Annotated in this window: 4 protein-coding genes; all 4 read right to left on the bottom strand. The window is 60.4% G+C overall.

What is annotated here, in order from left to right:
• Nucleotides 1–2,640, bottom strand: a 2,640-nt coding sequence (locus AC2VLV_RS15685) for a DISARM system helicase DrmA (RefSeq protein ID WP_486990863.1), incomplete at its 3' end; no start/stop codon positions are given.
• Nucleotides 2,641–2,652: 12 nt separating this feature from the next.
• A complete protein-coding gene (locus AC2VLV_RS15680) occupies nucleotides 2,653–4,608 on the bottom strand; it encodes a BbrUII/HgiDII family restriction enzyme (protein ID WP_486990862.1) in 1,956 nt (651 codons plus the stop codon).
• Nucleotides 4,601–6,472: a DUF4209 domain-containing protein gene (locus AC2VLV_RS15675; protein WP_486990861.1), complete on the bottom strand. Its 1,872-nt coding sequence runs from the start codon at nucleotides 6,470–6,472 to the stop codon at nucleotides 4,601–4,603. The genes AC2VLV_RS15680 and AC2VLV_RS15675 overlap by 8 nt, the downstream gene beginning before the upstream one ends.
• On the bottom strand, nucleotides 6,469–10,430 hold a 3,962-nt coding region (locus AC2VLV_RS15670; RefSeq protein ID WP_486990860.1), incomplete at its 5' end, for an Eco57I restriction-modification methylase domain-containing protein. The genes AC2VLV_RS15670 and AC2VLV_RS15675, both read right to left, overlap by 4 nt.

The raw sequence follows: 10,430 nt of genomic DNA, 5'->3' as shown, positions 1-10,430 counted from the left end.
GTCCTGGATGATCAGGTCCGGCGGTCGGATCGGGCTAATGTTCTTGACCTTGGTGGCAGCGAGTCCTTTTCCGGCCTGGTGGTTACCATTGCAGTCCACCCCCTGCCATAGCAGGCCGTGCCGCTCGCATTCCTGGCCGACCCGACCGAACAGCGTGCGCACTTGGCCCCGCCACGCCATCATGGCGAACTTGTCCACCGTGGCGATCATCATGGTCGGGGGGCGGTGGTAGATCTCCTCGTCCACGACGAGCACCGGGATGCCCGGGTGAGGGAGCTTGCTGGACTTGCCCTTCGAGAAGTCGCAGCGGCCCTTCTTGTCGCCGCAGTAGACGAGGGTGCGTCCACGGCCCTTGTCGACCTCTACGTCACGCCCAGGGGCGACTTCCGAGCCACACCAGGGGCAGCTGGTCAGTTGCGCGGGTGAGGCCGCCCCGGCGTTGTACTTGCCGGGGTTGCGGATGTCCTCGATGGCCCGATGGCTGTCCTCGGTCGTGCCCGGGGTCACCTTGTTGCCCACCCACAGTCCGATGGTGAAGGGTTCGGTACCGAGCAACTCGTCACCCTTGGCCAGCGCCTCGCGTCGCAGCAGCTCCATCGCACAGATCAGTGCCGTGGCACGCTGGAACTGCTGCAGCGTAAGCAGGCGTAGGGTGTAACGCATGATCACGGCTAGACCGCGCGAGCCGTCGTAGCCGCCAAGATTGCCCTGCATACGCCGAATGGCCATGGTGAAGGCGGCCACACCCAGGTATGCCTCGGTCTTGCCACCGCCGGTGGGGAACCACAGTAGGTCGGCATAGGCTTCGACGGGCTGCACGCGATCCGGGTGCGTCGGGTCGGCCAGCGAGGGGATCGACAGCAGCAGGAAGGCCAACTGGAACGGGCGCCAACTGCGGTTCTTCAGCACGTCGAACTGCTCGACGGTGACGTCCTTGCCACGCCGGATCTCAAGTGCATATTGGCTGCGCACGCGTTGCGTCGCCATCGCCAGGTTGGCGAAACGGAAGGCCGCCAAGGCTTTTTCGTCGCCCTTCAACGTATCGATGCCCTGCTGCAGGCGCACTTGGATCTCCTGGCATCTATCCATTGCCTGTCGGGCCTGCGCATCGTAGCCAAGCACGTCGGCGGCGATCCGAGCACGCTGCTCATCGATCCACGCAGCGTAGTCCTTGGTGAGCAGGCTCAGGGCATCGACTAGATCATCGACGTCCAGGGTGGCGAGGCGCTGCATGTCGAGCAGACCACTGCTCACCATTTCCTTCATCGCCGGTCGGTCGGCGGGATCAAGACCCGGTGTCTCGGTGACCTGCACCTCGTATTGAGGCATGACGATGGTGCGCACCTCGGTGGCCAGTGTCACGTCATCCGCCGTTTCAGCATGGACGGCGACGCCATGACCCACCGCGAACTCCACCCGGTTGCGGTAGATCATCTCCAGCGATTCACGCTCCGGGTCCATACCGTCCGCATCCAGTACGGGGCGGCGACGGAAGACGGCGCGCTTGTGGACTTCTGCTTCCGATCGCACGATCAGCTCTGGCTGGAAGACCCAGGCGGAATCGCGATTGGTCTCGGGTTCCTCCTGTGCATTGACCAGGAACAGTGTCACCAGGCGGTCACCATTCGCGTTCTTGGCCCTCACGGAGCCTTGCACCCGCACTTCGGGATAGCTCTTGTCTGGCGCTTGGTGGGGGATCACGCCTTCAATGAGCGGCAGCACCAGCTTGCCGCCGCAAGGGATGCGCTGCCATACCTTCGCCTTGGTCTGCTCCTCGGCGCCGGTCTCCTTGTTCTTGCGGGTGCGGTAGATCTCGTGCTCATCGCTGCGCTCATAGCGACCCCAGCGCACCTCGATCTTGATCCGTTCGGCGTCGCCATCCACGCAAAAGGTCATGCCGAGGCTACTCGGCACCAGTGACTGATTGCTGGCCGCGTCGATCTCGTCTGCCGCGTCGGATTCGGGCTCGACGCGCCCCGTCGCCGTGCCGAACTCCGCACCGGGTTCATGCTGGCCGGGCGCCTTCGGATCGGTTGGCTCCTCGGCATCGTCGTTCGCCAGTGGCCCTTCGAGCCCTTCGATGCCGCCCTGTGCCGCCTCACGCGGGGCGAGCTTGCCCACCAGATAGCGATCCCGCACACCCATGTCGACGATACACTCATGAGGACCGCCAGCCGGACCGAGCAGATCGTCCATCACGGCCAGTTGCAGCAATTCGCGGATGTAGGCGAGTTCCTGCTGATGCTGGGGTGAACGGGCGTCAGACCCGACCGTCGGCACGTCGGCGATGGTCTTGTGCAATGCCTTGGGCAGGGCTTCGACGAAATCGGTCCACTGGACCCGACCAATACTTCCCGAAGACGGTGGCGAGAGTGCAGTGAGGCCGATCGAGACTGGGTCGGTGACCGACAGCAGTCGGTCGAAATAGAGCGTGGTGGTTTCGAGATCGGAACGAACCCGCAACACACGCCCGACACGGGTGATGCTACCAACGGGGTTCAGGACCAGAACCCAGTCGTCCTCCGCGATGGCCTGGTAGAGGGAGCGCTGACCCTTCAGAACCAGGATGTAGGGCGCAAGCCTGTGGTCGGTGCCGAGGCCATGATCGGTGGCGATCCATGCGGTGGAAGTTTTCGTCATACCTTTATCACCTTAAATCCTGTCCACGATCTTTTCGAGCTTGTCGAGTGACTTGCTCTTTTCGATGTATGCCGAATACGCTTCTTGAGCGCCCTGAATTAGGGCGTCGTAATGGACGATGCGGCTCCCCGGCGAGATCGAAGCCATTGATGACTTGAGGCGGTCGGGGTTCGATGCCTCTTCGTCGACGGTCTTGCCAAGGACGAAGATCACCTCGATGTCGGGGCTGGCCTGGTTCTGCTCCCGCAGAATCTTCGTGAGCTTGTCGACATAGGTCTGGCCTTGCTCCACCAGGTCGAGCAATCCCATCTTGCGACCCACCTTCTTGAGTTCGACGATGACGTGCTTGCCCGCATTGGTGCGATAGGCGATGTCCACGCGGCCCAGACGCTCCTTCTCGGTCATGTCGTCGATCAGCACGCCTTCCGTCGTCAGGCGAGATTCCATGATCGGGCTGCCCGAGGCGCGCTCCCACGCCGGGTCCAGCAACCAGAGATGATCGAACAGGTACTTCTGGAGTACTCGTTCTTTTGCGTCCTCATCAATGATGGTCTGGAAATCCCGGATGGCGTCCAGGCGAGATTTGACGATGTCCCGGTAGAGTGATGCCTCCAGTGAGTCTCTGTCGGCGAGCACGGCAAGGAGCCTGTCGGCACTCTCGATGCTCGTCACGAACTCCTCGGTCGATCCGCGCAGCTTCATGCGCTCGAAAGCCAGAATGCCGTGCCGATACATCAGCTTCCGGTCCTCTTCCTCATCGACCGGTAGCGCACTGAGCTTGGCGATCAGCGTTTCCGCACTTTTCTTGTACCCCTCGGGGAGTGTGTCGAGCCACTCGGCGAGGGCGGGCGAGGTTTCCTTCGCCTTCTCGACCTCGTGCTTCTTGCGCCATTCCGTCCAGCGCTTCTCGACTTGTGTAAGACGTGATTTCAGGAAGGCGATCAGCTGCCCATATCGGGGGTCATCCTCCTGCACGCGCTGTCGATCGCTGGTCGCGATGTCCGGTGCGTCGTCCGCATCGAGGAAATCGGCCTCGATCTGCCCGGTGAGGTACTTCGTGTAGAGCCGGCCGTCATTCAGTTTGTCGAGGATGTTCTCGTGGAACAGTCGGCCACGAGCGAACACGACGATACCATTCAGGTTACCGGCATCCTCACTATCCAGTTGTTTGGGGAACCTAGCTGTGCCGATCCAGCCGCTGACCTTCCACTCTGTATCCCAGGCATCGAAGCGGTTCGGCAGCGACTCCTGCTCCAGGAGCTGGCTGGCGGGAGCCAGGTCGAGCGGGTCATCACCGAACTGCCAGAGGAACTGCACCATCGGCAGGTCGCCACGATCGGAAGGCGTAATGGGCCGGCCGTCGAGATTGATCTTGAATCCATGGGTCTCGCCGATCACGGAAAACCGGCGAGCCAGCCGCTTGCGCAACGCCAGCGCTCCACGGCCGAGACGCTGCCGCTTGATGTCGCGCAGGACGATTCGGGTGCCCTTGGCGACAGTGATTTGTTCAGCAAGCAGGGGCTCGGGGCTATAGAACGGTTCCTTCTTCTGAACCGAATCGTGGATTCCATCAACTGTCATGCGAAGACCGTGGACTACTCCATCCCTGGCCGACTCGACCTCGATGACGTTGGCGATAGAGAACAGCGAAAGCTTGCCGAGCCCTTTGCGGCCCATGACGGGTCGACCCTTCGCAGTTGTTTTGCCATGCTCGACATCTTCATCTCGCCGCCGATAACCGACTCGCAGGTACTTGCCATTCATGTCGTCGACCGACATGCCGATGCCGTCATCAATGATCTTGATCCAGTTGCCCTCCGGGTCGATCTTGATGTCGACGGTCTCCGCGTCGGCATCCCAAGCGTTCGCGACGGCCTCGGTCAGAACGGCGGCGATGTTGCTGTAAAGGTTGATCCCGAGGTGGTCGAGTACGTTCAGGTCGACCGTCATTTTGTATAATTCAGCCATCGGCATCCTCCTCGCCCTCTGTAGTGTTCTTGTGCGTTATGTTCCACCAGGTGTTGAAGACGAGCCGCAACCCTAACAACCACGCATAAATGGCAAACGGCGAATGGCACGCGTCTTCGTCGAGTAGCCCATGAGCCAGTTCGTTGCGCAGATTGGGTCCGAAGGCATCGCAGAATAGCGCCTTGAATTCAAAGGCGAGATCCTTGCCGAAAACCTGCTCGGCTTCTGGCAGGTCCATCAAGGTGCTCATCCCGTTTTCGTTCTCAATGCCATCCTTGTCGAGATTCGTCGTCTTGGCCCCTGCCTGCTTGAGATGTACGCGAACCAAGTGCTCAATCTGCGGTATCAATAGGTGCAGTGCCGTGACGAAATCTCGGTCAAAACCCGCGAACAAGGCCTTGCCGAAAAGCCCGGCTCTCCCCTTCGGGACGATGGGTGATTGATTGGCGAGGCCGACGAAATCGGCCTCACGCAGCCGGTGTTCGAGCAGCAGAACTTCAAGAGCAGGCCAGATGTCACCCTGAACCACGATGCTGACCAGAATGCCGTAGTCACGAATCATCTCAGAGCGGATGGCGATTTCGTCGTCTTCCGAGGGCTCCGCACCAAGGCTCATGGCCGGTCGTTTGGCAATCACTCGGCCATCGCGGCTCATCACCGTTGAAGAAAAGAGCGAAGAGAATACAAACTGCTGCATTCGCTCAAGTGCACTCTTGCGCATTTCGTCGACCTTCACTCCACGATGAAGGTTTGCGAAAGCCAGTAGCGCCTCGGTGGCCGATTTCCCGCTGACAGACTTTCGAGCGTTCTCGACGAGTTGAGTGATGTCGACGCCTGGGGTGCTGATCAGTTCCATTTCGTCCAGAGCTTTCTCTCCAGACTCATTCAGATGGACGCGAAGTTCAGCGACCCTCTCATCGACTCGATACGCGGTACGCTCGGCTCTGGGAATCGTTCGATAGGTCTGGATGGCATTCTCGTAGAAGCTCGCTGCCATCATGTGACTCGGGTTGTCCGACGAGACCCGGGCGATGGCCTCCTTGACCCAGCCCTCGGCGACAGATGTCGTCATCTCGGCTGCTTTCGATTCGTCTGGGATGGTTCTGTACCAGTTGGCGGACGCGGAGAAATACTCACGGGCCCTGTGCAGATCGCCTTCGCCATCGAATTCCAGAGCCAATGTTTCCAGCTTCTGTGCGACGTAGGCTCGCTGGGGACGGCCCAATCCGTTCGATTTCAGAAGATCTGCCAACCAGAGCCCGAGGAAACCGTCTTGTCGCGTTGCGGAGTTGAACGAAGCGATGATCGAAGCTTCCATTTGCTTGAGCCGATCGCCTGCACCGGCTTTGAGCATCCGGGCCAAGCTGATGGCCCGCTCCCAACATTCCCGTCCACCGCGAATCCACGTCTCCTTGTCCAGCGGGATGGAGCGGTAGGCGTTGATGGCCGTAAGTGCGAACGTCACATCCCTGGGCTTTCTTTTCAGCCAAGCCAGATCGGCAAGTCTCGCCTTCAGCCAGATGTCGTCTGCCGCATCGACGATCTCTGCAAAGAACAGGATGTCTGCGTCAGTCAGATCGTCCGGGATGACCGACCGGCGATCGTGGAAGACGGCGTAGGGCTTGAAGGGTTTATTCTGACTCGACGGTGACAGCATCATCGAACAGGCATCGGCAAGCAGCCAGAGTACCTTGCCGTGTTCGTTCCGACTCTCATCAATGGCCTTGCGTGCAGCGGCTGAGAAGGCCTGCCACATCGCCGAGTAGCCTTCGCGAGATGTCTGACTCAGCACCATATCCCATCCACTGTCAGCGAAGTCTTGCTTCGTGATCACCAGGTTGGCAGGGTAACGTTGGTCGGTCATGCATCTTCCCCATCGAACAATCCGCCAAGTGCTACTTCAGGGGCGGCCTTCGCTCGGCGCCCCCGTTTTGACTTCGTGACTGCTGACGCGCCGCCACGGTTGTTGGCTGCTGCTTCGAAGCGTTCAAGATTGAGTGCAGTCAGCCGTCCAAGGAGGTCGGCTGTGACATCTTCCGAAATGGCCCATCGCCAAGGATCATTGGCGGAGCCTCCGTCGATCTCCCGGAAGTCGTAGGCGATCTTGAGGTCATCCCACCCATAGGCCACCTCCACCTCGGTTTCGATGGTGGCCAGCAACCGACGCAGTTCGACGATCGTTGTGTCCTCCACACTCGGGTTATGAATGGCATTCATGACGTCGGTCAAACCGCATTCGTGCGCAACGCCGAATGAAACCGCCAAGTCGTTGAATCGCTTTGCCGCATCGATGCCCGCTCGTGAGACTTCACGGCTCGGAACTGGGTACTTGGCTACAGACTCGCTGATGGAAAGCGAAAGCGTCTCCCCGAGATTCCCTCCGCTGAAACGTTCGAGCCAAGCACGGAATCCAGTGCTCAGCGAGATGGCATACAGGTCATCCCGCTCCATTCCGATCAACAGAACCTTGTTGGTGTAGATCCAATCCGAAGGCGCAAGCATCCCGCACGAGTATTTGGTGTTCTTCGAGTAGCCGATGAACTTCTCATTTCGTCGGAGGCGGCGCATCAGATCCGCCCGATTACGGGGAAATTGCCACCAGACATCAACCAGCCCCTTGTAGCTCTTGAGAGCTTCTGGTGTCCGAGTTGGCTTCACTTCTTCATGAAGGAACTGATGCGCAAGCGGCCATCTCTGCGCTATCACATTCAAGTTGAGATCACCGATATCCAATGCCCAGCGTTCAATCCGAGTTAGTGCGGTACTCGTGATGTCGTCACCGGATATGTATGGTCTCAGTAGGCTATCCCGTTCACCCTTGAGTCGGTTGAACCACGGGCTTTCTGACGTGATGACGAAGGCCAATCCCTTGCTGTTGTCCACGCCCGCAAACGCAAACGGAGCATCAGGCAGCGCCTGTGGCACCCAGACGTCCGCCGCCTCTGGCTCCAACCTCGACCCGATACGCGGACAGCTTTTCCCGTCGGCATTGCAATCGGCACGCCACTCGCCCTTGAAGAAGCCGATGATGGCGACCACGACCGCCGCTGAACCGGGCCACGGCATTCCTTTTCGAGCGTAATGGATGCTTCCGTTCTGGACGATGACGCCGAGGCCGACTTTGATCGCGCTGCCTTCGGCGATATTGCTGGCAGCGAGCAGTCCATAGCATCCCTCAGGACGAAGCAAATCGACTGCCCGCCTATGAAACACAACGCATAAGTCGATCTTGCCTGCGGGTGCTCCAAGAACCATCTGGCTTTGCCACTGAAGCTTCTCCCCCATTGCGCTCCTCCATAGGCGATTGCCGAGGAAAGGTGGATTGCCGACCAAAGCGTCGAACCCGGACGATGCTCTGGCGAAAACTTCGGGGAACTCCAGCGGCCAATGGAACGGGCTGCGAACGGGCTTGCTTGGCGGCAGATCGGTACTCAGGGCTTCCCGCGCTCGCTTCACGATGGCGTCAAGGGCGTTGCGGTTGCCAGATACCGCCTGACCAGCTTGGATGGTCAACATCGTGGTCGCTCCTTCGATAGCGGTCGTATTGCCGCCCGAAGCCAAGACTTCCCCGATGAACCCATCGGCAATGCATTCCGGCACTTCGAGTCTGCGGCGAGCATCCGCATCCAGATGCGCCATGGCTTCCACATCGCGAATCTCGCGGATGGGCATTTCGCGCAAGCGTATCCGCAGCTTGATGGCCTCGCGTACCGCTTGCTCGATGCTCTGCCCGAACAATCGCTGCTGCCCTTTGCCGCTAGGCTTCATACTCAGCTCAGTGAGTTGATCAAGTCGATGAATACCCAACAAGCTATCGCCACAACGCAAGTTGTGATCGAGAAAACCAAAGGGACGCCCCTTGGCCAGCGTCACCAGCCAGATCGAGAGTTTGGCCAGCTCGACTGCCAGCGGGTTCAAGTCGACGCCGTACAAACAACGCTCGGCGATGAGGCGGCGCGCGATCACCGTGCGCGCTTCGCCGTCGCGAGGCAGAGGCTCCTTGGCAGTTCCTGCTTCCAGAACCTCGCCATCCACGCTCACGGTTCTGCCCGTTGCCTCAACCAGTGACCATGCCTCGACGAGGCGATCTGACAGCCAGCGACAGGCCTGCACCAGGAATGCGCCCGAGCCCATGGCGGGGTCGCAGATCTTGAGGTCGAGCAGTTCAGCGGGTGGTTTCAGTATCCATTGATCGCGCGGTGCTCCATCGGCCGGGCCGACATAGGCCACCGGGGTGAGCGTCTCGGCAACGATCGCTTCGGTCAGCGATTTTGGGGTGTAGTGGGTGCCGGTTTCCCGCCGGTCGGAACCGGTGGTGACGATGAAGGCTCCTGCGGGATAGACCAGCGGATAGCCCCATGGGTCAGTGCGCAGCAGATGGGCATAGGGTTTCACGCGATCGCGCAGCTTGGTGTCGCCCTGACAAGCAGTCAGCAGGCGGTCGGTCAAGGTGTCGTCGACTGGCTTGGCCAGATCGTTGCGCACCCGGCTGGCAGAACTGCCGGAGCGCTCTTGCAGCAACTCGGACATTCGCGTGGCACCATCCAAGCGCGCCGAATCCAGCTCGGCCAATTTGATCCATGGCGTCTTGGCGCTCTTGGTGGCATCCAGTTCCAGCGTGACTTCATCGGTACGCTTGACGGTGCGTTCCAGCAGACCCTCATACACATAGCCGATCTGTTCGACATCCAGTGCGCGGTAGGACAGCGTACGGCCCTGGAATTGCTGGATGGCCTCCAGCAACAACAGCACGGTGCGATTGTCGATGGGCAGCGGTGTGGCCGCATCAGTACGCCAACTCGAGCCCTTGGAACGACCTTCAAGGAAAGGGAAACGATCCGGATCGAACAGTGATCCGCCCAGCGCTGGGAGACGCAGATTCTCGTGTTCGATGCCGCCGAACACGGCACGGAAGATCGCCAGCAGACGCGACCACGCGTCCCAGCGGCGCTCAAGGATCTCTTCGGACTCCTTGCGTAACTGCATGCGCAAGGTCGAGAGTGCGTAGTTGGCCTCGTAACGTTCGTCGCCCAGCAGCAGCAAGCCGCGCTCCTCGGCGGAGAGCAGGAAGACCAGCCGCATCATGACCGTCAGCGCGGCCTCGTAGAGCACTGGCTCCTTCACGTCGCGCAGTAGCTCACGGTCGCGGTCCTGATCGGCCTTGTCGAGCGCCTGGATCAGCACTTCGACGGCGCGCCGCACCTGCTCGCCGAGAGCGTCGGTCACTTCGACCTGATACTTTAGGGAACGGTCGAGCAGTGCAGGCAGTTGTTCTGATTCATCGACGAAGAAGCGACGGATGCCCAGCAGGTGCACGAAGGCCTGCAGGGTGATAGGCTCCTGGCCCCAGATGCGGGCGTACCAGCTGGCGAAGGTGGTGACGGCACCCACCGGGGCATCGACCAGCATCCAGCGCTCGCCATTGGTCACCAGCCCGAGACGGCAGCCGGTGGCACGGCACAGTTGGACCATGCGATCAGCCGGGGTGCTGGCCCATCCGTCCAGCTTCAGGGTGGCGTCGAGGTCAACGTCCTGCCCATAGGTGTGGATGAGCAGCAACGGCTTGTTGGCCCGTTGCTCGCCGATGACGGCGAGGTCCGGGGACAGCGTCACGCCGTGTTCTGGCAGGCTCACATTCAGTTCGGCCGCGCACCAGTCGGTGCGCTTCAGAACCTCGCCTTTGCCATCCTCGTCGAGTTCGAGCCCGCGCGCCAACACCTCATCAATCCACGCAGCGTGCAATTCGGCAAACTGCGGATCGTCCGTCTCCAGCGCCTCGCGCCATTCCTCGTAGGCCTGACGCAGCCGTTTGCGCTTGGTTC

Source organism: Thiomonas sp. TH-17 (assembly GCF_057473305.1).
Note: the sequence above shows the minus strand (reverse complement) of the source record. Positions and strands in the feature narration are given on the sequence as shown.

Bases quoted from the DNA above. Each gene is read 5' to 3' on its own strand.
- AC2VLV_RS15680 (WP_486990862.1), bottom strand. From the start codon at position 4,608: ATGGCTGAATTATACAAAATGACGGTCGACCTGAACGTACTCGACCAC.
- AC2VLV_RS15675 (WP_486990861.1), bottom strand. From the start codon at position 6,472: ATGACCGACCAACGTTACCCTGCCAACCTGGTGATCACGAAGCAAGAC.